This is a genomic window from Methylobacterium sp. A49B, assembly GCF_053346215.1.
Window position 1 is genome coordinate 1 of sequence record NZ_JBKFBO010000148.1, and the last position, 24,202, is coordinate 24,202.

Annotated in this window: 32 protein-coding genes and 1 pseudogene; 19 read left to right on the forward strand and 14 right to left on the reverse strand. The window is 67.0% G+C overall.

What is annotated here, in order from left to right; genetic code table 11:
• Positions 1-162 precede the first annotated feature (162 nt).
• The 3 genes from ACLBX9_RS30845 to ACLBX9_RS30855 all read right to left on the reverse strand — a co-directional run bounded on the left by ACLBX9_RS30845 (position 163) and on the right by ACLBX9_RS30855 (position 1,188).
• Positions 163-420 (reverse strand): hypothetical protein, encoded by a 258-nt coding sequence (locus ACLBX9_RS30845; protein ID WP_447721446.1) that lies wholly within the window; start codon positions 418-420, stop codon positions 163-165.
• Between the two features lie 51 nt (positions 421-471).
• Positions 472-756, reverse strand: coding sequence for a hypothetical protein (locus tag ACLBX9_RS30850; protein ID WP_447721445.1), 285 nt, complete (start codon positions 754-756; stop codon positions 472-474).
• Between the two features lie 177 nt (positions 757-933).
• Positions 934-1,188, reverse strand: a complete 255-nt coding sequence (locus tag ACLBX9_RS30855; protein WP_447721444.1) for a hypothetical protein — start codon at positions 1,186-1,188, stop codon at positions 934-936.
• 397 nt (positions 1,189-1,585) lie between these two features.
• Here ACLBX9_RS30855 and ACLBX9_RS30860 point away from each other — a divergent pair, with 397 nt between their 5' ends.
• The 6 genes from ACLBX9_RS30860 to ACLBX9_RS30885 all read left to right on the forward strand — a co-directional run bounded on the left by ACLBX9_RS30860 (position 1,586) and on the right by ACLBX9_RS30885 (position 4,319).
• Complete coding sequence (locus ACLBX9_RS30860; RefSeq protein WP_447721443.1) at positions 1,586-1,825, forward strand: hypothetical protein; 240 nt, start codon at positions 1,586-1,588, stop codon at positions 1,823-1,825.
• Positions 1,822-2,232 (forward strand): hypothetical protein, encoded by a 411-nt coding sequence (locus ACLBX9_RS30865; RefSeq protein ID WP_447721591.1) that lies wholly within the window; start codon positions 1,822-1,824, stop codon positions 2,230-2,232. Before ACLBX9_RS30860 ends, ACLBX9_RS30865 begins: the two co-directional genes overlap by 4 nt.
• A 571-nt stretch (positions 2,233-2,803) precedes the next feature.
• Complete coding sequence (locus tag ACLBX9_RS30870) at positions 2,804-3,043, forward strand: hypothetical protein (protein ID WP_447721592.1); 240 nt, start codon at positions 2,804-2,806, stop codon at positions 3,041-3,043.
• Positions 3,040-3,675, forward strand: coding sequence for a DUF1643 domain-containing protein (locus ACLBX9_RS30875; protein WP_447721593.1), 636 nt, complete (start codon positions 3,040-3,042; stop codon positions 3,673-3,675). The genes ACLBX9_RS30870 and ACLBX9_RS30875 overlap by 4 nt, the downstream gene beginning before the upstream one ends.
• Positions 3,676-3,687: 12 nt before the next feature.
• Positions 3,688-4,044 carry a hypothetical protein gene (locus ACLBX9_RS30880; RefSeq protein WP_447721594.1) on the forward strand — a complete coding sequence of 119 codons (357 nt, stop codon included), beginning with the start codon at positions 3,688-3,690 and terminating at the stop codon, positions 4,042-4,044.
• Positions 4,045-4,055: 11 nt separating this feature from the next.
• Entirely contained in the window at positions 4,056-4,319 is a 264-nt protein-coding gene (locus ACLBX9_RS30885) for a DUF2312 domain-containing protein (RefSeq protein WP_447721614.1), read from the forward strand.
• A 4-nt stretch (positions 4,320-4,323) separates the two neighbouring features.
• Here the strand turns inward: ACLBX9_RS30885 and ACLBX9_RS30890 are convergent, their stop codons facing one another.
• Entirely contained in the window at positions 4,324-4,569 is a 246-nt protein-coding gene (locus ACLBX9_RS30890; RefSeq protein WP_447721595.1) for a PilZ domain-containing protein, read from the reverse strand.
• Positions 4,570-4,707: 138 nt separating this feature from the next.
• Here ACLBX9_RS30890 and ACLBX9_RS30895 point away from each other — a divergent pair, with 138 nt between their 5' ends.
• The 8 genes and pseudogenes from ACLBX9_RS30895 (at position 4,708) to ACLBX9_RS30930 (ending at position 8,427) form a co-directional block, all read left to right on the forward strand.
• The gene (locus ACLBX9_RS30895; protein WP_447721596.1) at positions 4,708-5,148 is read left to right on the forward strand and encodes a hypothetical protein; all 441 of its coding nucleotides are present in this window, start codon (positions 4,708-4,710) and stop codon (positions 5,146-5,148) included.
• Positions 5,145-5,531, forward strand: a complete 387-nt coding sequence (locus ACLBX9_RS30900) for a hypothetical protein (protein ID WP_447721597.1) — start codon at positions 5,145-5,147, stop codon at positions 5,529-5,531. Before ACLBX9_RS30895 ends, ACLBX9_RS30900 begins: the two co-directional genes overlap by 4 nt.
• A 372-nt stretch (positions 5,532-5,903) precedes the next feature.
• A complete protein-coding gene (locus ACLBX9_RS30905; RefSeq protein WP_447721598.1) occupies positions 5,904-6,128 on the forward strand; it encodes a hypothetical protein in 225 nt (74 codons plus the stop codon).
• Positions 6,118-6,255, forward strand: a pseudogene (locus ACLBX9_RS30910) (helix-turn-helix domain-containing protein); the annotation flags it as partial. The gene ACLBX9_RS30905 and the pseudogene ACLBX9_RS30910, both read left to right, overlap by 11 nt.
• Before the next feature lie 17 nt (positions 6,256-6,272).
• Positions 6,273-7,322 (forward strand): tyrosine-type recombinase/integrase, encoded by a 1,050-nt coding sequence (locus tag ACLBX9_RS30915; protein WP_447721599.1) that lies wholly within the window; start codon positions 6,273-6,275, stop codon positions 7,320-7,322.
• A gap of 276 nt (positions 7,323-7,598) precedes the next feature.
• On the forward strand, positions 7,599-7,844 hold the full coding sequence (locus tag ACLBX9_RS30920; protein ID WP_447721600.1) for a hypothetical protein: 246 nt from the start codon (positions 7,599-7,601) through the stop codon (positions 7,842-7,844).
• On the forward strand, positions 7,841-8,128 hold the full coding sequence (locus ACLBX9_RS30925; protein WP_447721601.1) for a hypothetical protein: 288 nt from the start codon (positions 7,841-7,843) through the stop codon (positions 8,126-8,128). Before ACLBX9_RS30920 ends, ACLBX9_RS30925 begins: the two co-directional genes overlap by 4 nt.
• Positions 8,119-8,427: a hypothetical protein gene (locus tag ACLBX9_RS30930; RefSeq protein WP_447721602.1), complete on the forward strand. Its 309-nt coding sequence runs from the start codon at positions 8,119-8,121 to the stop codon at positions 8,425-8,427. Before ACLBX9_RS30925 ends, ACLBX9_RS30930 begins: the two co-directional genes overlap by 10 nt.
• Before the next feature lie 74 nt (positions 8,428-8,501).
• Here ACLBX9_RS30930 and ACLBX9_RS30935 read toward each other — a convergent pair whose 3' ends face one another.
• Entirely contained in the window at positions 8,502-9,245 is a 744-nt protein-coding gene (locus ACLBX9_RS30935; RefSeq protein WP_447721603.1) for a Crp/Fnr family transcriptional regulator, read from the reverse strand.
• Between the two features lie 850 nt (positions 9,246-10,095).
• Between ACLBX9_RS30935 and ACLBX9_RS30940 the strand changes: the two genes are divergently transcribed.
• On the forward strand, positions 10,096-10,341 hold the full coding sequence (locus ACLBX9_RS30940; protein WP_010685957.1) for a hypothetical protein: 246 nt from the start codon (positions 10,096-10,098) through the stop codon (positions 10,339-10,341).
• 101 nt (positions 10,342-10,442) lie between these two features.
• On the opposite strand, the gene ACLBX9_RS30945 is transcribed toward ACLBX9_RS30940, so the two are convergent.
• From ACLBX9_RS30945 to ACLBX9_RS30955, 3 genes are all read right to left on the reverse strand, one after another.
• Positions 10,443-11,570 carry a glycosyltransferase family 61 protein gene (locus ACLBX9_RS30945; protein WP_447721604.1) on the reverse strand — a complete coding sequence of 376 codons (1,128 nt, stop codon included), beginning with the start codon at positions 11,568-11,570 and terminating at the stop codon, positions 10,443-10,445.
• Positions 11,571-11,980: 410 nt separating this feature from the next.
• Positions 11,981-12,352, reverse strand: a complete 372-nt coding sequence (locus ACLBX9_RS30950; RefSeq protein ID WP_010685955.1) for a c-type cytochrome — start codon at positions 12,350-12,352, stop codon at positions 11,981-11,983.
• A gap of 567 nt (positions 12,353-12,919) precedes the next feature.
• Positions 12,920-13,156 (reverse strand): hypothetical protein, encoded by a 237-nt coding sequence (locus ACLBX9_RS30955; protein WP_010685954.1) that lies wholly within the window; start codon positions 13,154-13,156, stop codon positions 12,920-12,922.
• A gap of 281 nt (positions 13,157-13,437) precedes the next feature.
• Between ACLBX9_RS30955 and ACLBX9_RS30960 the strand changes: the two genes are divergently transcribed.
• Positions 13,438-13,662: a hypothetical protein gene (locus tag ACLBX9_RS30960; RefSeq protein WP_447721605.1), complete on the forward strand. Its 225-nt coding sequence runs from the start codon at positions 13,438-13,440 to the stop codon at positions 13,660-13,662.
• 32 nt (positions 13,663-13,694) lie between these two features.
• Here the strand turns inward: ACLBX9_RS30960 and ACLBX9_RS30965 are convergent, their stop codons facing one another.
• The gene (locus ACLBX9_RS30965) at positions 13,695-14,942 is read right to left on the reverse strand and encodes an acyltransferase family protein (protein WP_447721606.1); all 1,248 of its coding nucleotides are present in this window, start codon (positions 14,940-14,942) and stop codon (positions 13,695-13,697) included.
• A 190-nt stretch (positions 14,943-15,132) separates the two neighbouring features.
• Positions 15,133-16,491 (reverse strand): hypothetical protein, encoded by a 1,359-nt coding sequence (locus tag ACLBX9_RS30970; RefSeq protein ID WP_447721607.1) that lies wholly within the window; start codon positions 16,489-16,491, stop codon positions 15,133-15,135.
• Positions 16,492-17,081: 590 nt separating this feature from the next.
• On the opposite strand from ACLBX9_RS30970, the gene katG reads away from it, so the two are divergent.
• Complete coding sequence (gene katG / locus ACLBX9_RS30975; protein ID WP_447721608.1) at positions 17,082-19,403, forward strand: catalase/peroxidase HPI; 2,322 nt, start codon at positions 17,082-17,084, stop codon at positions 19,401-19,403.
• A 297-nt stretch (positions 19,404-19,700) separates the two neighbouring features.
• On the opposite strand, the gene ACLBX9_RS30980 is transcribed toward katG, so the two are convergent.
• The gene (locus tag ACLBX9_RS30980) at positions 19,701-19,898 is read right to left on the reverse strand and encodes a hypothetical protein (protein WP_447721609.1); all 198 of its coding nucleotides are present in this window, start codon (positions 19,896-19,898) and stop codon (positions 19,701-19,703) included.
• Between the two features lie 166 nt (positions 19,899-20,064).
• A complete protein-coding gene (locus tag ACLBX9_RS30985) occupies positions 20,065-20,736 on the reverse strand; it encodes an FkbM family methyltransferase (RefSeq protein WP_447721610.1) in 672 nt (223 codons plus the stop codon).
• A 268-nt stretch (positions 20,737-21,004) separates the two neighbouring features.
• Between ACLBX9_RS30985 and ACLBX9_RS30990 the strand changes: the two genes are divergently transcribed.
• A complete protein-coding gene (locus ACLBX9_RS30990; protein ID WP_447721611.1) occupies positions 21,005-21,316 on the forward strand; it encodes a hypothetical protein in 312 nt (103 codons plus the stop codon).
• 102 nt (positions 21,317-21,418) lie between these two features.
• On the opposite strand, the gene ACLBX9_RS30995 is transcribed toward ACLBX9_RS30990, so the two are convergent.
• A complete protein-coding gene (locus tag ACLBX9_RS30995) occupies positions 21,419-21,706 on the reverse strand; it encodes a hypothetical protein (RefSeq protein WP_244625491.1) in 288 nt (95 codons plus the stop codon).
• A 72-nt stretch (positions 21,707-21,778) separates the two neighbouring features.
• Positions 21,779-22,867, reverse strand: a complete 1,089-nt coding sequence (locus ACLBX9_RS31000; protein WP_447721612.1) for a helix-turn-helix transcriptional regulator — start codon at positions 22,865-22,867, stop codon at positions 21,779-21,781.
• Positions 22,868-23,376: 509 nt separating this feature from the next.
• Between ACLBX9_RS31000 and ACLBX9_RS31005 the strand changes: the two genes are divergently transcribed.
• Positions 23,377-24,201 (forward strand): outer membrane protein, encoded by an 825-nt coding sequence (locus ACLBX9_RS31005; RefSeq protein WP_447721613.1) that lies wholly within the window; start codon positions 23,377-23,379, stop codon positions 24,199-24,201.
• Position 24,202: the final 1 nt, after the last annotated feature.

Below are 24,202 nucleotides of genomic sequence, written 5' to 3' on the forward strand. Positions count from 1 at the left end.
TGCGGCGGCCGGTGATCAGCTCCGTTGGGACAGCCTTATGGCTAAGCTCAGTGTCGCTAAGATTTCGTGGATTGTTGCATCGGCCGTGGTGCCTCGCACCACACTTGACCCCGCGTTCGGGGAGCGGGTGAGCGCGGGGGAGGGGGTATGAGCGGGCCGTCGCTACGGGTTCAGCCCCGCATCGAGCTTCCGCACCGCGCGGACCGACTTCGGCGGATCGATCTGCGACCGTGCCTCTATCCGGTGCGACATCCGACCGACAGTCATCAGGGATCGCAGCTTCGCGGTCACACCGATCAGCACCAGCAGACCAGTCACCAGCGCGAAGACGGTCAGTGTGTGCCGGATCGCGTCATCGTAATGGCTGCCGGCATGGACGATCAGCCAGCCCACGCCAACGAAGACGGCTGCCGAGATCAAGGGAACCACCAGGTCAGCCATTGTACCACGAGCAGCGAGGCTATTGGGCGCTCAATTCTGGCTCAGCGCCTGCTGCCGGATCGACGCGATTTCGCCTTCGACCTCTGTGAGGATAACGCGGACGCGCTCGACAGCACGCGCCGTTCGGACTGCGTGATCTCCATCGAGGATCCCGTCGGCGCGGACAGTCTCCATCAGATAAGGCATGATGCGCCGATTGAAGTAATCGTAATCCGTAGGACTCTTTATCTCATAGAATACGGCCAACGCGTGATAGGCGCGTGCAATCAGTCGCAGCGCAATATCGCCTGTCTCGTCCCGCTCGATACTGCTCATCGTCGCTTTTGGTCTGCCGAGCCGAGGGTGAAGCGGCCTAGCATGGCTGTGGATAACTGTCGATTGGAAGCGCGGCTCGATATTCGCCTAGCGCCTCGCCGCGTCGGCATTTCGTATTCATATGGCCAAGTTGCAACAGCGATAGCCTTCGCTCGCTCGGCGGTGCGGCTGTCAGCGTCAGGTATCCAGCGATCCGCTCGGTCGGATCATGGCGGCGACCTCCCGCTCGATGTCGGTGAGAATGCCGTGAACGCGTGTCGCGACGCCGTCGGGCACGCCGCCACCCGCATCGTTCTTCTCCGCGATCAAGCGCAGGTTGGCTTCGACAAACGCGTGGATGCGCGCCTGCGCCTGCTCGAACTCGCCCGGATGTGTGGTCTCGAACAGAATTGCGAGCGCGAGGTACGCACGCCCGATCATGTCGAGCGCCAATTCAGTGTCATCCCCTGGCTGATCAGAATTCGCGTCCATGAGGACCCAATCTACGGGTACGAGGCCATGGAATGTTTGCGTAACAGAGTAACAAGGGGGCGCCAATGACGAGGTTCCCGCCATCCAACGGATTAGCAGTTGGTCCCGCCAGAAAGCTTCCCAATGTCGCGCCTGCTCGTGCACTGAAACGCATCCAATGCACGCTCAGACACTCACACGATCATCGCAAGCGCCACCGCCACCAAAACCAGCAGTGCAGCACCGATCCACGGCGCCCAGCGCCGAAGCGCACCCTCGCGCATAAAGCCTTTGAGCACGCCCAGCCCCTTCGGTTTCAGTTCGAGCGCGTAGCCGCGCGCCTGGCTGTGCGCATCGCCCTGAGCTGCGGAGCAGTCCCATGCCCGACAGCAAAACGACGCGCGACGGCTTCACAGCTGCCGAACTCGCCGAATGCGCCGAACACGAGGTCCGCCAGCGACAGCGCGCTTACCCACGTTGGGTCGAGGCCGGTCGCATGACGCGGCAGCTCGCAGAGCGCCAGACAGCACTCATGCAGTCGATCGCTAGCAAGCTCCGCGCCGAGGCCGATGCCGAGGGCGCCAAAGGGGATTTGTTCGGCGAGGAGGTGCGCCCATGAACGTCGTCGACCAGAACACCGCGGCAACCGACGGCAGCAACGGATCAAATGAGGGCCACAGGTCGCCCGATGTGCCGAACGGAGGCGGAACGGTCGATGCGCTGCTTAGCATTCTCGGGAATTCTCGGGATCTCGCGGGCGACGTGCGCTACTCGCGGCATGAGCTCTTCGTCCTGGCGGCCACCGCACGCGCAATCGCCGAAAGGGTCAGGTCGGTAGCCCTCGCTCCGAACGTGGACCCAGCCTTGATTGCCGCTGCTCTCGATGCCGAAGCCGAGGCAACCGGGAAAGATGCCGTCTGGTGCTCATCCGAAAAGCGCGCGATCGCACAGGCTCAGCGCGCGGCCACATACCGCCGCCTCGCCGCCGTGCTGCGCGAGCCGGGGTTCGAGGAGGGGCGGGCGTGAAGCACTATGCGAACGTCACACCAATTGAGTTATGCTGTCGCCACGTGACATGGACATCCCGGATTTCGCCACTCTCCTTTATGACGAGGGTGAAGGTCTCGGGAAGATCGAGCGGATTGAGGACCTTTAGCTGCGCACCTCTTTCACAACGATCGACCATCGTGCACGGCATGCGTCCCCTCGTAGTGAGAACATATACCAGCAGGCTCGTTGCTTCCTGTCGACTCTCGCGGCGATCCTGCATCACAATTCGATCCTCGAAGGGGATAATCACATCAGATCAACACGTTGATGATTTGGGTAACCCGTGTGTTGACGCTCTGCGTCGCGGGTGGGGGCACGTGTTCCTCGATGGCGACGGGTACGGATCGCCGGCTATCGCTCGGCAACCCTTCCCGCACCGCCTGCAGCTGTGCCGCGCGGAGCATCGTGAAATAGTTACTAGTCGAAACGCTAATCATAAATGGCGCCTCCGCTCCGCGGCATTATTATTTTCGCGAATTAAAAAGAACTTAAAGCCAAATTTTGGCTGTAATAATGTATGTAGAGACATGACGGCGCAGGTGCGTCGATGATCGGCCGCACCTACCTCGAAGCGAGCTCGCCCGTCCGCGTGCTGATCCGCTGGGGCAAGACCGGCGCCGGTCCGTCCACGCCGGTCGGCAGGTTGGACGGCTCCAGCTGGGGCCGCCGACGGCCCCCGCACAACGTCCTGATTGAGCGGCAAGACGGCAGCCGGGTCGTCCAGCTGTTCCGTGGCCTGCGCAAGCACGCCCCGGCCGACGCGCTCGACAACGCGGGGGCGGCATGAGCGCGACTGCCCTCGCCACTCGCGATCTGTTCGGCGTCCCCTTCGCCGACACAATCGCCCGCTCGGCGAACCTGTCCCGATGCGGCGCCTATCGCTTCACGCTGACCCGCACTTGGTCTAGCGAGGGCGGGCGCGTGTGCTTCATTGGGCTGAACCCCTCGACTGCGGACCACCGTCAGGACGACCCGACGGTGCGCCGCTGGATCCACTTCGCCCGGTCCTGGGGCTACGGCGGGTTCACCGCGGTCAACCTTTACCCGCTGCGCACTTCGTCGCCGGCCGAGTGCCGAGCCTGGGCGCAGTTTATGGGCAACGGCCCGGACTGGTACGCACGCGACCGCATCCACTTCGACAATCTGCCGTTGCTGGTCGGTGAAGCCAAGGCGGCCGCGCTTGTGGTTGCCTGCTGGGGCGCCGGTGCCTGGGACCCCGCGTTCGTCGACCACGTGCTCGAAGAGATCACCACCGGCGAGGAGCCGTGGCCCGACGTGCACTGCTTCGGGCTCACGGCAGATGGCGCGCCGATGCACCCGATGGCGCGGGGCCGGTCGAGGATCCCGGATCACGCCCGGCCCGTGCTGTGGAGGCCCGGCAGCATCCCATCGCCCATTGATCATCCCCTGTGCGTTTGAGGAGATCCGCCCATGCCGTCGCCGTCTCTCGTCCACGCCGCCCGCAAGGCTCCGGATGCCCGCGCCCAGATCTTCCGCATGGCCCGGCTCATGGTCGAGCGAAAGAACGGTCCGGAGGGCGCCTGCACCGTCGCCCACCTGTTTCAGCAAGGCTTCACGGAGGCGGAGGTCCACGCCTACCGCGACCCTGCCCGGGCACTGATACGGGGTCTGCCGCTGAAGGGAGATCCGCCCGGCCGGCGCGAGGCCGAGGCAGCGGTCGAAGCGGTCCGGGAGATCCGGTTTGCACGTGTGGCCGATCGCTACCTAGCACGTCGCGCTTGGGCGCCGCCTGTCGTCATCGAGGCCGGCGCTCGGGAGGCGAACTAGTGAACGCCGGCCTGTCCACCTCAGGCGACGTCTCCTCAGCCGAGGGCGTCGCCGCCGACGAGCTGAAGCAGTTCATCGAGCGCCTGGAGCGACTGGAAGAAGAGAAGGCCGGCATTATGGGCGACATCAAGGAGGTGTTCGCCGAGCTTAAAGGCCGCGGCTTCGACGCCAAGACAGTGCGCACGATCCTGCGGATCCGCAACCAGGATCACAGCGAGCGCTTGGAGCAGGAGGCCATCCTGGAGCTGTACATGCAAGCCATGGGGATGGCGTGATGGACTACTCGATTGCTATCCCGAGATTGCCGGCCGATCGCCTCACCACACGCGCCTGCAGCTCCTCTCCAGTCAGCGGGATCTCAAGGCGGAACGTGTCCGGGATCCAGAAGACGCTGTTGACGCGTAGCTGGGCGCCAGTACCCGAGCGATCCCTAACGCGACAGCCCATCGGCACGCCGACGCCGGGCACGATCCGTCCGGTCATATCCGTGTCCGTACGCGGAGCTCGCCGTCTCTCGTGGGCCATGACTACTCGCAATAAGCAGGGTTCGCAGTCACGACGATGGTCGTTGTGTCTATATGAAGGATTAAGACCGCTATTCCTGTTCTATAAACAGCGGACATTAACCTTGATCGCGTTCGGCGAACTTCGGGTTCAAGGCGCATGAGCCCGTTCCAATCTATCCTGCCCGACGGCACTGATTGGACGATCGACGCGGTGCCCACTTGCGCCGGCGTCGAGCTCGCGATCGCCTTCTCGATAGAGGGCGCGCCGATCACCGCCCGCTTCATCATGGGTCGTCCCGAGGCCCGCAAGCTCTCGGACGGGCTTCGCGCGGCTGCCGGCGACGGCACGCCGCAGTTTCCCGGGCGCCGGGCGGTCAACGGGGAGCTACATCCGGAGACGCGGTCGAAGGTCGTCCCGACCATCGCGCACATGGACCAGGATCCTGGCCACAACGACCCGAGCAACCTGCGGGCGCTTTGCCAGTGCTGTCACAACGCTTGGGACCGGCCGCATCGCGCGGTGAACGCCAGCCGGAGACGGCATCTCCGGGCCGGTCAACCCAATCTCTTCCCTCGCACGCCGGAGCCCCGCCCATGACTCGCGTCAACCAGAATACCGCGGCAACCGACGGAAAGTCGTTTCCGGAAACGGGCAGGAAGTTGCCCAATGCACCGAACGGAGGCGGAACGCCGCCTTTCCGCACCGGCGACAGCATCCTGCACAAGCCGTCCGGCGACACGTGGGTCTGGGCCGACCCGGCGACCGGCTACCTGTCCTGGCTCGGCTGGCCGCCGGGCGAGGCGAAGATCTCCGACTTCAAGCTGGCGAAGGCCGCGACCGATGAGGAGCACCGTGAGCGGCTGCGCGACCTGAAGCAGTCCGGAGGTAGCATCGCTGCCCGTGCGCTTCGGCTCTACGGCGACCCGGTCGAAGCCGCCGTGTTGCGCGAGCCGCGGTTCGGGGAGGGGCGCCATGGGTGAGCGCAATGTTCAGGTGGCGAACTTCACGCCGATGCTTTGCCCATTGCGCCAGATTACCTCGCAAAGCTGGTTGAGAAAGAGACCTCCAGAAACTAGGCGAAAGCTGTCCGGAGGCGCCTCGTCGGGATCAACTTGGATCATAGCCCCGTCTCGGTTGATGTCCCACACGAGGCAGTCGCAACTTCCCGGCGTGCCACTGAAAAAGAGTTCCCCACTCTGCAGCGCTCGAGGGCGCAACTCGTTTTCGGGAAATGCAATCACGGGTAGACTCCGGCAAGCCGGAATTTTGAATACCTCTCAGGTTATTAAGCTCGGCTTTGTTTCTTTGACTGCTTTCGACGCAAATCGCGCGCTCGACATCGCGAGTGCGGCATGACGAGTCTCACCGAACCGCAGATCCGCATCTTGGAAGGCCTGAGCCTGAGCGGCGGCAACATGGTCGCGGCCAGCGAGATGCCGGAGGTTCGGCCCCTAGACCGTGCCGGCTACGTCGTGACTTGGCGCGCCGATGGCGGCTTCCGGGCGTGGGCCATCACAGATGCTGGCCGAGCGGCGCTCGCTGGGCTCAAGGAGCGGGGAAGGGGCGATGCGTCCTGACATCCTGACGCCACGCGAGGTCGCGGAGGAGTGGGGCTGCTCCGAGAAGCACGTCCGCAACATGGTCAACCGCGGCGCGCTCAGGCACTTTCGCCTCGGTGGCAAGCTGCTGCGGATTCCCCGATCCGCCGTGGAGGAAGCGGAATGCGCGATGATGGTGAGCCCTACGAGATCGGACGGCTCAAGGGAGAATGCGTCCTCAGCTTCTGGGTCACCGTCGACGGCCAGCGGAAGCGGAAACGTCACCGCCTTGGCACCGGCGATGAGGCGGAGGCCAGGCGACGTGCTCCGGCGGTATACGCCCACGCCGTCCGCCCCCAAGGCAAGACCGTAAAGGAGCTCTGGGACGCCTACCTCCTCGACAAGAAGGGGAGGCCGGTCGCCACTGTGATGCCGTTCGAGTGGAAGGCGCTCGCAGCGCGTTTCGGCACCATGGACGCCGAAGCGATCGAGATCGCGGATTGCCGGGCCCACATCGCCGAGCGCCGCGCCGCCGGCCGGAAGGACGGCACGATCATCACCGAGCTCGGTCGGCTCCGGATGGTGGTGAAGTGGGCGCTTAAGCACAAGCTGATCAGCCAAGCGCCCGACATCGAGCGACCCGCCGCCGTGAAGCGGAAAGAGCGCCACCTCACCGCCCACGAGGTTCGGCGGCTCGCCGGAGCCTGCAAGGCGCCGCACCTGGAGCTGTTCGTCCACGTAGCCTACGCGACCGCCGGCAGGGCAGGGGCCATCCTGGGCCTCACCTGGGAGCGGTGCGATTTCGAGCGCGAGAAGATTGATCTGGAGGACCCAGAGATCGTCATCCCGCACAAGGGGAGGGCGATCGTGCCGATGACGCGCACGCTGAAGACGCGTCTCCTCGCCGCTCAGGCCGGGGCGCGCTCACCCTTCGTGATCGAGTGGAACAAGCAGCGGGTCCGGTCGGTGAAGAAAGGGCTGTCCAGCGCGGCCGAGGCGGCCGGCCTGCAGCACACCCACCCTCACCTTCTCCGGCACAGCGCCGCGGTCCGCATGGCTGAGACCGGGATCGACATGGAGGAGATCCGGTCGTACCTGGGCCACGAGAACGTCGCCACCACCCGCCGGATCTATGCCCGCTTCTCACCGAACCATTTGCGCGGCGCCGCAGCGAGCCTGGAACTGGACGAGGGGCTGGAGACGGTCGCGCCCCGGAGGACGCATGTTAATTAGTGCTCTCAGGTTCGGCGAACCCGAAAACCGTGAACGGGCAGTGAACATCACGGCATTTTCCCCTCTGGCCGCTCAGCAAAAGCCCAATGATTTCCGCACGTTCCGTTGCGGTAACAAAGTTGACATGGTAGGGGTCACAGGTTCGATCCCTGTCGCGCCCACCACTCGACCTGCAGGGGCCGAGTGATAGTCTATCGGACAAGCGATCGTTTAACGTCTTGTCGTCAGGTTCGCCGAACCTGGATTCCGATCAGCGGACTGCACCCACGGGCTCGCATGGCTGCCCATCCCGCCTCAACCGCGCCGCGCAAGGTCGCTCTGATCTCCGATCGGGCGTTCGATGCCGTTCAGGCCGGCAGCGCGGCAGCGGCCCATCAGGCCACGACGGGGCGGACGCCCGACGCGGTCGGGACGCTCCGCGCCAACATGCCCGTGACCGCGGTGCTGGCAGCCGGGAAGCGCCTGCGCACGCGCGTCGGGGCCCGAGCCGCAATCCTGTTGCCGAATCCCGTGCAGCGGTGAGCGAGCGCGCGGCCACAACTGCCGAACGCCGGCACTGGTTCTACGACAGCAAGCTTCTGGTCGGCGCGTTCTGCCTGTTGTCGTTCGTCGCCATCTTCTGGCAGATGAGCCGCTTCGAGGGTTTCCAGCCGATCTTCACCTGCGAGTCCGGCAAGGACATCGATCACTGGCTTCTCACGTCGGGGATGGATGCGTGCATGGGCAAGGCGCATTCCCCCGAGGCCCAGACCCGCTGCGTGCGGACGGTCTACATCCTGGCCTGCATGAAGGAGCGGTGGCGCTGAGAGGACAACCCAGACCCGTCGTCGCCGAGCACCAGGTCCTCTCGGCCGATGGCGTCACGCGCTGGGTGCTGGACCGCGGCGACACCGTGCGCGATGCCGCGGGTCGCCCGGTGCGTGGCCGGGGCATCCCCGGGGACATCTCATGGTCACGTACCGGCAGGCTCACCCTGTCGACGGGCGAGCATGCCGCCCACAGGCCGCCCCTGGAACAGGCGGCGGAGCACCTTCTGGCGGCGCGACAGGCGCTGGCTCAGCTCCCGGAACCGGACCTGAAGGCGCGGGGGCGGATGCGCTGCTGATGGAGCTGGCCGCAGGCTCGCCCAGCAGGAGGCTCAGGAGCGGCACAGGCCCATGAGCTGAGCCGGGGGCCCGGTCAGCACACGATCTTCGTCATGCCGGGCAACCTTCCAAGCTCCTCGGACGATTTCTCGGCCGCCGGCAGGAGCAGGTAGTCAGGCTTGAAGTCCGCGAAATCGCACAGGCGGCCCAGGTCCGGTACGCTGATGCTCTTGCGTCCGCTGGTGATCAAACCCGCGTTGCGCAGGTCCGCGAGCACGCGGGAGAGATGCACATTCGAGAGACCGGCCGTGTCGGCCAGCTCGGCCTGCGTCAGCGGGAGCCGGTAATCGGCCTCCGTGCCGAGGTCCACGGCCCTGAGCCGGGTGAGGAGTTCACAGAGGATATGGGCGACCTGCTTGTCGGCGGAGCGACGCCCGATCCCCACCAGCCATTCCTGCAGCACAGCCCCATCGACCAGAACGGACCACCACAGAGCGCGGTAGATGTTGGGGCGAGCCGCGGCCAGTTCCTTGATCGCGCGATACGGGACCGACGAGATCGTACAGTGCGTCAGCGTCGCGACGGAGTTGATGGCGCGGTTGAGAAGGGATGCGTGCAGATCGCAGCCGTCGCCCGGGACCAGGTAGGCGAGGATCGAGCGGCCGCCGTCGGGCACGAGCTTGTAGCGGCAGGCAAAGCCGTCGAGGATGATGCAGGCGCCCCCCGGGGCACTCCCCTCCGTCACAAGATCACGACCGGCCTCGACCCGTGAGATGTCGCGGATCGCTCGCTCCAGCGCCGCGACATCATCCCGGTCCAGATGCGCGCGGAGCGACAACTTTCGGATGAAGGGATCCAACATAGTTGTCGCCGCACTCGTAACGCACACACACGTGCTCCCTATACATGCAATCGCGGCATCCGCCCCGTGCCCGATCCTGTGCCCGATCTGCGATCGCCCTACCCCGGGCCGGGAATGACCGCGGCGCGCGCGCATGCCCGGCCAAGGCACGCATCCTGTCTCGGGATCGGCAGACGCGCCCGCGTGCGAGCCGGCCGCCGCGACCGTCGATGAACCGGATCTCTGACGGAGGCCCGGCCAAGCCATCAAAAGAGGGCGATGCGACGCGCTGACCATGCTACCGGATCGTGTCAGCTCAGGTCGGACACTCATCGTGACCGATGGCCGAGAGGCATACGGGGGGCCTACCGAGGGAATGGCGCCGGAGACGGTCGGGTCGCGGAGCGACGCCGGATCGAACCGCGCGCCACATCCGTGAGGCGAATTGTCGCATCCGTAGACGGACACGGTGATGATGCCGTTCTCAGCTTTGCTTCCGTAGCGAGTAAGTCCAATCTCCCCACGCGCGCGCTATATTCCTCGATGCTTCTCGACCGTCCTCGGATGGAGCCCTCGCCTTATGAGACTTCGTGCTTCAGGACGGCGCTCGGAGATGTCTCCTGTGCCCTCTTCGCTGTCTGTTCGCGTCGCCGTCACGTTCGTCTGCTCTCTGCTGCTGACCACCCTGTCCTATGTTTCCGTTTTACTCCTAAAGAGCTGATAATTCCGTCAGTAAATATTGATCTCGCGAGCGTGTCGGGGAGACAATCGCCGCATCATCGCTTCCCGATGCTTGCCGATCGGGATACGGGGAACCCCGGAAGCAGATCAAACAGGCACGCCCGGCATGATCTATCTCTTGACGGCAACGATCGGGATGATCATCGCGCGGTGGCTCAACTGGTTCAGCCTCGCTGTCATCACGATGGTGTTCTCCACCGCGATCGGCATCGAGGGCGCCCTGCACGCCCGACCTTTCCTGACGGTCCTGCAACGGGGCCTTGAGGTGAATGCCACGCTCCAGGGCGCCTATCTCGGCCAGGCCATCCTCCTCGTGTTCGGGCCTCGTCTGCTGAGACGCTCCGGCAAGTAGAAGCGGCCGAGCGAGGACCGCCGGACAGGATCCCTACGTCCCAGCGGATCTTGCTGCGCGTCCGATGCGCCGGCACGGCATCCGCATCGGTCCCGGGCGCCCTAGTCGTGCACGCCGCCCCCGAACCGCTCCTTGAATGTCCGGCGCCACGCGCTGAGCCGATGCGTCCAGCGGCGCTCCCTGCGCGCACGCCGCGCCTCCTGGGCGGCATCAAGCTGGTCGAGGGTGTCGAAGTGCGCCACGCGTTCGAGCAGTTCATGCGCCACGCGCTCCGGATCGGGGATGGCCCAACCGACACCGAAATTGCTGACGTCCGAATACTCTGTTTTGAAGATCCAATAATAGTAAGCCTGCGTGTGATTGAATGTGTCGAACAGCAGGAAATTCGAGTTGATCTGATAGCTCCAGTTCAAGCCGATGATGCGCCGTCCCGGCGCGGAGAACGCGGCCGTGTGAAAGGCCGACGTGGTCGGCCCGAGGATCGGCCCGCGGGCTGCGAGCAACGACACCTGCGCCCCGAAACTCAGATCTTCCGGATAGACGATGTCGATGCCGAGGCGGCTCAACGCGGATTCGAGCTTCGCTTCGTTGACGAGACAGTTCATCCCCGAGCTGAGCTTCGTCTTCGACAGGTAGACGGGCCTTTCGGGTGCGGCACCGGAAGCGGTCGGCCAAGATGCCTGACCGACTGTCCTGCACAGATCTCCGAAGATCGAATGGACATGCGATCGCTCGTGGAAGCTTCGCTCCGCCATGATGACCTGCGAAATCCGCGTCGTCCGGTCGAAGCTCACGACGTCCGCGCGCCGGATCCCCAGACCGGACAGCATCGCGTACAGGAACGCGTGTTCCGGACCTTCGGGAAATGCCTCGAGGCGATGACAGAGAATCTTCGGCCGGCGCCCGGTCATGACGAGCATGGGCCAGAGCCGGGAAAGGGTGTCGATGATGAAGTGCCCGTAGTGGAGGATCAGCAGGCCGACATAGAGATACGGCCCGTCCGCGGCGTCCGCCTCGCCGTCGAAACCGAAGCGGGCGGCACCGGTGGCGACGGCATCGGCGACTTCGTAGATGCGCTGGTCGCCCTTGTACAATCCCCACGGGACAGGCGCGCCGTCCGGGACGTAACGCACATCGGCGATCGTGATCGCGCCCGGAAGCGATGGCCGTTCATCCGCCGAACCCCAAACCGATCGACAGCGCCGGAAGACCGTTGTGTCGCTCAACATTCTCGACCGGATCGCGCGAGGCCCTGACGGCCATCGGAGGTTCGGATATGGCCGCCGGGGCAGGAAAGCGAGACTGCCGAAGGGCGAAGCGTCCACGGCGCGGCGACGGACAGAGCCAGCACGAGCAAGACCGATCCGCGCCGCATGTCAGCTCCCTGGTCCTCCGGCCGGGAGTCGGATTGTCGTCACAAAATCTCACGTTGCAACGGCACAGTCTGCGGACGTTGTCGGCGCGGCGGCCGCGTTCGGCCGGGCCGGCATCCCGCGCCGGCCTCGATCCGGAGCACGAACGGGCCTCGCGCGGCGGAGGCTCGACGCGAAAGGCCCGCCGCGGTGGACCGGGCGGGCCAAGACGGTGCCGAGCCGGCGCCGCCGATGGGTGGACGATGGCGCCTCGAACGGACGCGGCGTCAGGACTGCGTCTTGAGATAGGCGATCACGTCGTTGATCTTCTTGTCGTCCGTATAGCCCTGGAAGATCATCTTGTTGCCCGGGACCTTCGCCTTCGGGTTCTTCAGCCACTCGTGCAGGTTGGCCTCGTCCCAGGTGATCCCGGAATTCTTTAGCGCCGCGGAGTAGTTGTAACCCTCGTAGGTGCCGGCCTTGCGGCCGACGACGCCCTTGAGATCCGGGCCGACGCCATTCTTCTGGAAGTTGTGGCACGCCTTGCAGGGAGCGAAGGCCTTCTCGCCGGCGGCCGCGTCTCCGGCCTCCTGGGCCTGCGCCGAGAGCGAGAGCGGGATCAGCACGGTAAGCATCACGCCGAGCACATATGAACGCACAGATTGACTCCTGAGAGGACGCTGACGACGCTGATGGCGGGCCGGGACGCCGCCTGACCCAGCGTAGACGTTGGCGGATCCCGCTTAATCCGAAGCGGATGATGGGCACCGCGCGGGACCCGGCTGCGTCAAAGAGAGCCCCGCTCGGCGGCGGCCGGCGGGGCGAAGGTGGTCTCGTTCTGAAAGGGTAGACGTCGGGACGCCCGCTTTAATCCGGGGATGCGATACGTCCGGGCAGCGCCCCATCGGCTATGGCAGTGCCGAACCCGGATCGGTCTTACCCTCGCGACAGGGGAGCGGGAGCGCCGCGTCCCCGCAGCCGATCACGCTGTCCTTGCTGTTCCTGATCGTCAGCAAGGCCCCGGTTCTGGGGTTGCGCCCGACGGTCGAGACGTTCCCGCGGAAGCGGACACGTCAAGCCGTGCCGGTTATCGACCCGTTCCGGAGCTTGGCCGAGACTCTATGAGGCAGGTCGGAGAAAAGCTGCGTCAGCCCGGCGTTCCGGATGCCGCGCGGCGGCGCGGTGGAACCGCGCGATCGGGGCAGCCGGACGCGACGCGATGCCCGTCACATCATCGGATTCGCGGGCAGCGGCACCAAAGGGTGCGAGGCCTCGTGCTGCCAGGACGGATGGCGGGCATCCAGCGCCACGTGCTGCCCGACATACACGGTGGCGAGAAGTCCCAGGAGGAGAACCAGCCCGAACGTGACGGCATCGGGATGCCGGCGCGCGCGGTGGATGCCGACGCAGCCGAGCGTGAACAGGCCCGCGAGGATCAAGGGAACGAGCGTTTCGCGCGACATCGGGATCACCGCCGTGCGAGGCCAATCCGGAGCCCGGCGCGCCGCCCTGCTCCCGAGCAGCGCGCTGCGGCCCCACGGGATAGACGTTCGAGACCGCCGGAAACATCCCGGCTCTGCCGGCAGCGTCTCGCCCGCCCCTCGCGCTGCATCAGCGCGGACCGGTCTGTCCGGATCGCACCCCGCGGTCCGCTACCGGACCAACGCTCCGGAAGTCGCCGCCACGCGCGATCTCTTAACCTGCGATCTTGCGCCGGTGCACCGTCGCCGGTCAGATTCGAGGCATGACAGAGACTGTTCCGCAGACCTCACAATACGTCATCACCGCCCACGCGCAGCGGGGCTTCATCCAGCAGACCCGCGCCCGCGCGGCCAGCGCGATCGTCCTCGCCCGACGATGGCTGGATGCGGGCTACAACGACGTCGAGGTTCTCGACCCCTCGGGCCGCCAGTTGAACGCGGAGCGCTACAGGAGCGCCATCCTGAGCAGCGGCAAGCTCTTCCGCTAGCCCCTGCGCTCGGTCCCTCGGGGGGCCGTCGGTCACGCGATCGCGGCCCGGGGTCGCGGCCGGCGCACCAGCAGGCGCCGGAGACGGAGGGCGGGCCTCTCGATGTAGTCCCAGGAGAGGGACGCGAAGGATCCGGTCAGGACCAGCACCAGCGGGAACATCACCGCGTAGGCGAGCCCCTTCGAGACGCCGCCGAGATGCGGGATCAGGACCGCGACGGTGGCCTGCGTCAGCGGGAAGCCGTACAGGTAGATCCCGTAGGAGAGGTCCTTCTTCACCACCCGGTCGAACCAGGCGAAGCCCTGCATGCCGACATACACCATGCAGTAGGTGAGCAGCATGCCGCTGACGACCCCGAGGACGTCACCGAGCATCAGGACGTAGTACAACGTCCCGCAGGCCAGGAAGAGCGGGAAGCTGACGATCACGCGCCGCGCGTTCAGGAACATCGCCGCACCGAAGAAGAACATCAGCACGATGTACCACGTGGCGAAGTGCGTGTTGTCGTGCCGCACCGTGAAGCGGGCCGGATCGTACAGGCCGAGGCCCAGCGCCACCGCGGAAATCCCGGCGACCGCCAGGGTGAAGCGCGCCGGCGTCGCCAGCACGCCGCTCAGCATCAGTCCGAGCATGATCAGGTAGCACCAGAACTCGGGCGGCAGCGTCCAGAGGTTGGCGTTGACGATCGAGGGCCACGGGTTGTTCTGGAAGACGCCCGGCAGTTCGAGGGCGACGTGGCCGACGATGTTGCCGAAATAGTTCAGCAGCATCGGGTCCGCGAAGTACTGGTTGAGCGGCAGGGTCGTGAAGAACGGGCCGAGCACGAGCGCCGAGAGCGTCACCTCGACGGTGAGGGCCGGCACGATGCGCAGGCACCGGTTGGCCAGGAACGGGCCGACCCTGCCGGTCCTCAGAGCGCTGCCGGCGATCAGGAAGCCGCTCAGGGCGAAGAACAGGCCGACAAGAGCGAACAGGCCCGGCTGCAGGAATCCGCCCAGGACCTTGCCGTGGCCCAGGGCCGTCGTCACGCCCGCGGCGGCGCCGTTCTCCAGGGCGGCCTGAGCTGGGCTGGCGCCCCCGATGACCGCGACGCGGCAATGGTGCGCGAGGATCGCGACGGAGAGGGCGTGGCGGAGGAAGTGAAATCCCGGCCCGATCCCGCCATGGGCCGCCAGGATCTCGGCCAGATTGTCAGAGCCGCCGGGCGGCTTCTTCGCCCGGTCCCCGCCCCCCGGACGAAGCCCTTTGACGCGGCCGGCGATCGATCCGAGCAAGGGCATGGCAATCAACTCATCGTCCGCGGACGCAGCCATTCAGGACCGCGAATGTCATCGAGCCGGTCGAGAATAATAATCGCTCCTAATTCTATCAATTAAATGAGATAATTAAGGTTTACATGGACCCTGCACCGCACCTCGCGCGGCCGTTCATCACTGGATAAAGGCCCGCGTGCCGAGACAGCGGGCTGCTTCAGGCGGCGAATTCCAGGACGGTGAGGCGGTCGGACACGCGGATCTCGCCGGTTCCGCCGTCGAGGGCGACCGGCTCGGCCCGGACGTCACCCTCATCGTCGAACCGGTGCGCGACGACCGCGTTCCGCCCGACTCCGTCCTCGAGCCGCAGGCGGCGCTCGACGGGGGCTCGCGCCGTCCGGGTCGCCGGATCCCAGCCGGGAACGCCGAGCCAGAGCGGCAGCAGGACTACGCCGTCGCCGCGCCGGAAGGCGGCGCCCTGAACGTCCTGATGGTCGCCCGCCGTGGTGATGCGGAACGGGGCCGCCCGCGCGACCGGCGGGCTTCGCCCCGCCGCGCGCGGGCCCGAGAACAGGGCGATGAGACGCTTGACGGCCCGGTAGGTCGCGGTCTGCCCGCCGTCATGGGTCAGAAGCCCGAAGGCGGATTCGGGATCGGCATCGCCGCGGCCGAAGCTCGACCGGAGCTCGTAGAGGTAGGTCCGCCGCATGCCGGCGAGATACGCGAACAGCAGCAGGCGCGGCATGTAGCGCGCCCGGATCGGCTCCGAGACCGGCAGATGGGCCGACGCGGTCGCCAGCGCCGTGTGGTAGCCCGTCTCGGTGATGATGCTGTCGACCGCGCCGCAAACCGGCATCATCGCCTCGCGGAAGCCGCCGAGGCGCCCCGGCCCCCGGGTTTCGGGGTGCTCCATGCCGGGATAGGGGTGCAGGTTTGATCGCTCCGCGAACCCCGCCAGGGGCCTCGCGAGGGCGATGTTGCCCTGGATGTAGCTGGGCGAGGCCACCGCGATCCGGGATCCGGGCAGGTCCCGGCGGACGGTCTCGTGAAGCGCGCGCTGATGCAGCCACGACAGGGTCGGGTTGCGGACCGGGTCGGCGAGGAGCGCGGGCTCGTTGCCGCCCTCGACGATGTCGATCGCGCCCCCGCAGAGGTCGTGGATCCGCGGCAGCGCCGACGGAGGCGTCGTGACGTACTGGTCGCTCGGGTCGTTGCACACCACCGAGAACTGGCGGCCCATCCGCGTCAGGTCGCGCATGCGCCCGTACAGGACGTCGGTGATGCCGGGCGCCGGGCTGTAGACGCCCTGCCGGATCTGCATGATCGCGAGATCCTCGATCGCCGGAAGGATCGAGCTCTCGAAATGCCGGTCGTAGACGGTGCCTTTCTGGGCCAGATGCACGTTGACGCCGATGCGGCCGACGAAGTCGTCGGCCTGCCACGGCACGGCGTCGTGTCGGCGACGCAGATCGGGCGTCTCCGGCTGACTGGCCGACAGGGTCGCCGACAGGCCGGTCGCCGTCGCGGCGGCCGTGGCGGCCAGGGCTTTCAGGATCGAGCGGCGATCGCGATGCATGTGTCCCGTCACCATGCCGGCCGCCCCGCGCGGACGGACGTCTCCCTGACCGCCGGCCGGGCCGCGCTCGACAAGCCGACACCGGTGCTTGCACGGCGAGGTGAGCCGATCCGCGCCGAGCCGGAGGCCGGCCTGTGTCGCGTCGCGCGGCTGCGCGCGGGGCGGAGACTGTCACACACCGAAGGCCTTCCCGAAACCGCAGCGCCGGCCGTGCCGCATTGGTCGAAGGGCAGCGGCCGGCACTTCGGACAGCACGGGGCGGGCCAAGCGGACGAGGCCCCGTCCGTGCCGGATCGGGACAGCGCCGGGACAGCGGCTCGCGGATGATCACAGTCGCGCGAGAATCGGGCGATCCATGAGGCGATGCAGGACCCGGCGCCGGCCACGGCCACGCCTGCGGCAAAATCGGCAGCCCCTTGATTCCGATGCGCACCGCCAGATGTCGCGGGCAGCTTCAGGCCCGGCGGGAAGTGCTCCCGAAGGTGTGAGGCCGCCTGCAGCGTCCCGCCGTCGTCGGCGACCGGTGCAGGGAAAGAGGCCGGCGACGCCATCGGCCGCACGACATCGGTTTCGCGCCCGGGGGAACTTCGATGAACGAGATGACGATCGACAAGACCAACACGACGACTTTCGAGATGGAGGGCCGGTGCCCGTTCGGCGGCGACCGGATCGGCGGCGCTTTCGGCGGCCGGCCGGCGCTGGAGAACTGGTATCCCCATCGCCTTCGGGTCGAACTCCTCCACCAGAACGGGCTGGCGGCCGATCCCCTGGGACCGGACTTCGACTACGCCGCCGCGTTCACCGCGATCGATCTCGACGCCCTCAAGGGCGACATCAAGCAGTTCCTGACCTCGTCGGTCGACTGGTGGCCGTCCGACTACGGCAATTACGGGCCCCAGATGATCCGCATGGCCTGGCACTCGGCCGGCACCTACCGCATCGCCGACGGGCGCGGGGGCGCCGGCACCGGCATGCAGCGCTTCGCGCCGATCTCGAGCTGGTGGGACAACGGCAACACCGACAAGTCGCGCCGCCTCCTGCAGCCGATCAAGCACAAGTACGGCAATGCCCTGTCGTGGGCCGACCTGATGGTGCTCACCGGCAATTGCGCCCTGGAGATCATGGGCCTGCCGACCTACGGCTTCGCCGGCGGGCGGCTCGACGCCTGGGAGGCGGACAACGCCACCTACTGGGGGCCCGAGGTCGTCGACATGGGCACGGTGTCGAGCTTCGACGAGATGGTGAACCGCGACAAGCGCTGGCGGGCCAAGAACGGCGACGCCGACTACGACCTTGAGAACCCGCTGGCAGCCTCCCATCAGTCTCTCATCTACGTGAACCCCGAGGGGCCCTACGCCAGCGGCGATCCGATGGCGTCCGCGCGCGACATCCGGGTCACCTTCACCCGCATGGCGATGAACGACGAGGAGACGGTGGCGCTGATCGCGGGCGGCCACGCCTTCGGCAAGAGCCACGGCATGGTGCCCGCCAAGGAGATCGGCCCGCCGCCCGAGATGGCGCCGATGGAGGCGATGGGGCTGGGCTGGCACAATCCGAAGGGCACCGGCGCCGGCAAGGACACGATGACCAACGGCATCGAGGGCAGCTGGACCCCCGACCCGACGCAATGGGACAACGCCTACCTGGAGAACCTCTTCAAGTTCGAGTGGGAGCAGACCAAGAGCCCCGCCGGCGCCCTGCAATGGACGCCCAAGGACCCGAACGCGCCGCGGACCCCCGACGCCCATGTCGCGGGCCAGACGCATCCGCTGATGATGATGACCTCGGACATCGCCCTCAAGGTCGACCCGGCGTACCGCAAGGTCTGCGAGAAGTTCCTCGGCGACTTCGACGCCTTCACCCAGGCCTTCTCCAAGGCGTGGTACAAGCTCACCCACCGCGACATGGGGCCGAAGCACCGCTATCTCGGCCCGGAGGTCACGATCGAGGACGGTCTCCTGTGGCAGGACCCGATCCCCGACGCGGCCTACGCGCCGGTGGGCGAGCCTGAGATCGCCGCGCTGAAGCAGGCGATCACGGCGACGGGGCTGCCGGTCTCCGATCTCGCCTTCACGGCCTTCTCGGCGGCCTCGACCTACCGCGACAGCGACAAGCGCGGCGGCGCCAATGGCGGCCGGCTGGCCCTCGCCCCGCAGAAGGACTGGACCGTCAACCGCCGCGCCGCGCCGGTGGTCGAGGCCCTGCGCGGCGTGATGGCCGCGTTCAACGGCGGCCGCAGCGACGGGAAGAAGGTGTCGCTCGCCGACCTGATCGTGCTGGGCGGCTGCGTCGCCGTGGAGAAGGCCGCCGCCGATGCCGGAACCGCCGTCGCGGTTCCGTTCACCCCCGGCCGCGTCGACACCACGCAGGAGCTGACCGACATCGAGATGTTCGAGTGGCTGAAGCCGGTGGCCGACGGCTTCCGCAACTACGTCGATGACGGGTTCGGGCAGATGACCCGCAGCGTCTCGCCGGAGGAGCTTTTCCTCGACAAGGCGAACCTGATGACGCTGACCGCGCCGGAATGGGCCGTCCTCACCGGGGGCCTGCGCGTGCTGAACGCCAACCACGACGGCTCGGAGCACGGGGTCTTCACCGACCGCGTCGGGGTGCTGACGACGGACTTCTTCCGTACGGTCACCGACATCGACCTCGTCTGGGAGAAGGCCGATCCGGAGGCGATGACCTTCGTCCTGAAGGACCGCGCCACCGGCCAGCCGCGCCGCGCGGCGACGCGCAGCGACCTCGTCTTCGGCTCGAACGCGCAGTTGCGGTCGATCGCCGACGCCTATGCCGGCAGCGATGGACAGGCGCGATTCGTGGCGGACTTCGTCCGGGTCTGGGACAAGGTCATGATGCTCGACCGCTTCGACGTGAAGGGCCACCGGCGCTACGCACCCATGGCGGCCTGATCGACGCGGCGGTCCCGGCGACTGCGACGGGGATCCAAGTCCCCAACCTCATCCTGAGGTGCCGGAGCGCAGGGCGGGCCTCGAAGGAGCCTTCCGGGGACCGCCGCGACGCCCGGAGACCTCCTGTGAGGCTGCTGCGCAGCACCTCAGGTCGAGGAGAGTGGAGGTCGAACAGGCTCTCAGTCCAGCGCGGCCACGCGGACGGGGCGCGGATCGCGCGGCGCCGCATGCGCCGGGTGTCCGCAGGCGCGCGAGTGCCGCTTGCCCGCATCGGGGCAGGGTGGAATGCCGGCCGGGTCAGACCAGGGCGCCGGGCGGGCCGCCGATCAGCGACTTGCCCGCGCGGGTCACGAGCTTCGCGAAGGCCAGGGCGGCGGCCGAGGCCTGGGTCTCGGACGGGAAGGTCCGGTCCGATTCGAGGACCGTCAGGTGCGTCGCATCGAGCAGCACCCAGGTCCAGAGGTGTCTACCGGTGGTGCGGATCTCGAAGTGCATGGCGGGCTCGCGGCGTGGGACATGCGTCCACCATGCATGAGGAAAAAGCTCGACGTGTTAATGGCTTGGCGAATGCAACAACCTGTGTTGACGGCGGGCCCCGCCATCCCCGCTATCCGCGCTGTTCACAGGCTGCCGCATCGCCGCCCCGCGGGCGGAGTCCGCGTCACCCCCAGGCACGCCGGTTGAACAGGAGCACGTCTCGCTCGAAGACTTCAACGACCTGGAAATCGGGCAGCAGATCCAGAATTCCCTGCAATCCAATCGCGTTCTCGTAGATCTCGCGATCGGAGAACTCGGTATAGAAATATTTGGTGGTTCGCAGCGTCTGCATCCCACCCAGGATCAGATCCTCCTCGGCCCCCTGCACGTCGGCCCAGATGAAATCGATGTCCTTGACCCTGGTCTCGGCACACCACGCGTCGAGGGTGGTGACCTCCACGTCGATTCTCTTGTCGAAGGAGATCCAGGGGAAGAGCGCGAGATGCTCCTTCGGGGCGCGCAGGGATCCGGATTGGTCCCACTCCTCGATCTGGCCCGTCTCGCGGTCGATCACGCCGGCGCCGAGATCCTGCCCGGAACTCTGGTGGAAGGTTGCCGTCCCGACGCTGCGCCCCAGGGCTTTCTCGGTCAGGTGGATCCGCGGACTGAGATTACGCGCCCGCATCTTCCTGATGGCGCGGGGATCCGGCTCGAAGGCGAAGATCTGACCATAGGGGAACCATTTGGAAAAATTATCGCTCATATCCCCGTTATTGGTTCCAATGTCGAGGATTGTAGCATTTGAACGATCGATAAGGCGAATGATGTCGGCTTGTTCCAGTCCTTCGCGCGGCATGCAAGTACGATCCCATTCCATTCCGACCGTTCGCGCTGCGCGGCATGAGTGATCCGGCGGCGCCGGGGAAATTTTGACCCATAATTCTTTCGGTACGCAACGGTATCGATACCGATACTGCAGTCGAAGCCGCCCACAAATCGGAACTACCGGACCTTATGTCCGCGGGGTCGCACCGCGGAGCCGCCGCCGCTTCCGCATTGTGCCCCGGTCACCAAAGCAGGGCTCGCGCGTTGTCCCTGTCGTCAGATTCCGTCCGGAGCGTCCCATGCTCGCCCGATCCGTCCTGGTGTTCGTCCTCCTCACGTCGGGCGCGCAGGCCGCCGCCTTCGACGACCTGAAGGGCTATCTGGCCTCCTGTCTGCGGTTCGAGATGAGCGGCGCCCCCGCGCAGCGGAGCCTGCCCCTGTCGGCCCGGGTCCGCGACGCGCTGGACCGGTGCGCGGACGACGTCGCGCGCCTCGAGCGGGCCGATGGCCGGCGGCTGCGCGGCGATGGCGGCATCAGCCCGTCGACCAAGGCGGTGATCCAGAGCGTCGTAGGACACAGCGGAAGCGGCATCGCCAACGTCCGGTACTGAGCGACTCGAACGATGCCGACGGCTCTGCGTCTTCGCGAGCGAGGCCGAAGCGTAACGCGCGGTCGCCGCCCGGATCGCGCCGGAGCCCGCCCGTCGCCGGACTCAGCCGTGACGCCCGTGCGTCGGCCGCACCGGCTTCCGCGACGGCACGTCGGCGCGTCTGCGGGCGGCGCGGACGCGTTCGATATCGGCCACGCCGATCGGCCGCGGCGGCTCCTCGCGGGTGAACGGCATGCGCGAGTGCATGTCGCCGTAATAGTCCGCCCCGCCCATCCCGAAGCTGCCCGCGACGACGGGACCGTCCATGCGCGCTTCCCCGGCGGAAGCGGCCGTGGCGACGCAGGCGAGGCAGAGGGCGGCGAAGATCGAGCGCATGCGTGACCCAGGCATCGGAGCTTCGCCCCGAGTAAGGCAGACCCGGTAACGATATCGTAAGCGCCCGGACGACGGGCCGCCCGGGGATCAGCGGTCCGGCAAGGCCGCGCCGGCGAGCAGCTGGACGAGTTCGGCCTGCCGCGCCGTACCGGTCTTGGACATCACGGCCTTGAGCTGCGAGCGCACGGTCGCCGACGACGTGCCGAACGCCGCCGAGAGATCCGCGACCGTGCTGCCGGCCGCGATGCCGCGGGCGACGCGTGCCTCCGCGGCCGTGAGATCGAACAGGCCCTCGAGCACCGACAGGCCGGGCACGTGCCGGGCCACCAGGGGCGTGAATACGGCGATCGCCTCGGCCGCCGCGAACAGGTCGGCGGCGGCACCCCGGATCGGCAGCAGGTGCAGGATGGTGGGCGGCCGCCCGTCGCGCGCGGCCAGGGGAATGGAGCGCGGCCCGGCACTCGCCGCGACCGGAAGCTCGGCCAGGGCGCGCGCGAGCAGCCGGTCCGCCGCCGGATCGACCAGAGCCAGGCGCGCGCCGTCGAGGATCTGATTGCGCAGGAGTTCCTCGCAGCTTCGGTTCATCGCCAGCGTGCGGCCGCGACGCCCCAGGATGGCCGCCGGCAACCCGACGGCTTCGAGCGCCTCGGCCGCCGCGCGGACCGTCCGCAGGTGCAGGCGCGCCGACATGGTGGCGGCGCGCGCGAGGTGCGGACGCACGCCGTCGAGGCGCGCCACCGCGTCCCGCGGGATCGGCCCGCGCGCGAGGGCGCGCTCCACGTCGAAGATCACTTGGTCGCCCGTGGGAACCGTGACGACGCTGGCGGCACCCATGCCGAAGCCGCGCGGATTGAAGAACTCGCGGAACACGGGCTCGCGGGCGAACTCATCCGGCGTGTAGACGTCAAGGTCGGTGACGAATCCGGCATGGCGCTTGGCGAGCAGCCGCGCGGTGCGATCCGTGCGCGTCAGCCAGCCGTCCGCGATATAGGCGTCGACGCTCTCGGCGAAATCCGCAGTGGCGACGAAGCGGAAGCCGTCGAGGTCGGACGTGAAGAGCACGCCCGCATCCGCCCCGCCGAACCGGGCCAGGTCGGCGAGAACGGCCGGCCAGAACTCCGGCAGCACGGCGGCCTCGTAGATCCGATCCACGAGGTCGGCGGGCGGATCAGCCATGGTCGCGAAGTCCGTGCCGGGTCACGCGCGATTTTGCCGATGCAGGTCCCAGCCGATGCGCCCTCGCGTTTGGTTGCCTGCGGTCGACATCGCCGTCCTGATTGTCCCGGATCAGGTTCTAGGATCGATCTTTCACGAAGCAACTGAACGGGCTCTGATCGACCGGGACTTCCACAATCCATCGCGGTCCCGGTGGGGCGCCGCACCGTCGCGGCGATTGCCGGAACCGTCCCGGTCGTCCGCAGCCCGATACGAGACCGATCAGACCATCCAGTCTCCTGAGCCACTCCGTCGCAACGCGGATTAAACTCTCGTCTGATCCGTTTACCGCGCCCCGACAAGTCGATGACAATAGCACCGGGCGCCCGGATGGAATGTCTCCCGGTCAACACGCCGAAAAATCGGACCCGGTCAGCTTCCCGATCTTGGTGTGACTTCGCGGACACATGATTCTCGGATGTTTCTGTTAGGTTCAGACCATACTGAGAAAACGGGGGAGATTCTTCCACATGAATAAGTCTCTGGCCACGTTGGCCACGTTCGCCGCCATGACGGCTGCCGCGTCGGCCGCCGACCTGCCGCGCCGGGCCGCGCCGCCGCCGGTGTTCACGCCGGTCCCGGTCTTCACCTGGACGGGCGCGTATTTCGGCATCAATGCGGGCTACGCCTACACCGAGGCGGACACGATCCGGACCGTGGGCATCGGCGCCCTCCAGAGCAACGTGAACAACCTGCTGCGCAGCCCGGCCGTCCGCCTGCCGCAGGACGGCTTCACCGCCGGCGGCCAGGTCGGCTACAATTATCAGTTCACCCCCGGCTCCGGCATCGTGGTCGGCGTCGAGGCGGATGCCGCCTACATGGATCTGCAGCGCACCGGCGTGCAGTCGATCTTCCGTCCCGCCTTCAACCCGAACGTCCTGACCAACACCTACCGGACGGATCTGAGCTTCCTCGGTACCGTGCGGGGACGCGTCGGCTACGCCTTCGACCGCGTCTTCGTGTACGGCACCGGCGGCTTCGCCTACGGCGACGTGACTCAGCGCGCCGGGTTCCAGACCGGTGCCCCGCTCACCTACTTCGGCAGCCGTTCGCGGATCGACACCGGATACGCCTACGGCGGCGGCATCGAGTACGCGCTGCCGACCGACTCGTTCCTGAACTTCTTCCGCTCCAGCGCCGTGACGCTCAAGGCCGAGTATCTGCGCTACGATCTCGGCAGCCACAACCTGCTCGTCGGCTCCGTCGGGGGACCGGGCATCGGCTACATCTCGCGCTTCCGGACCGAGGGCGGCATCGCCCGCGCCGGCCTGAACTTCAAGTTCGGCTCCTACTGAG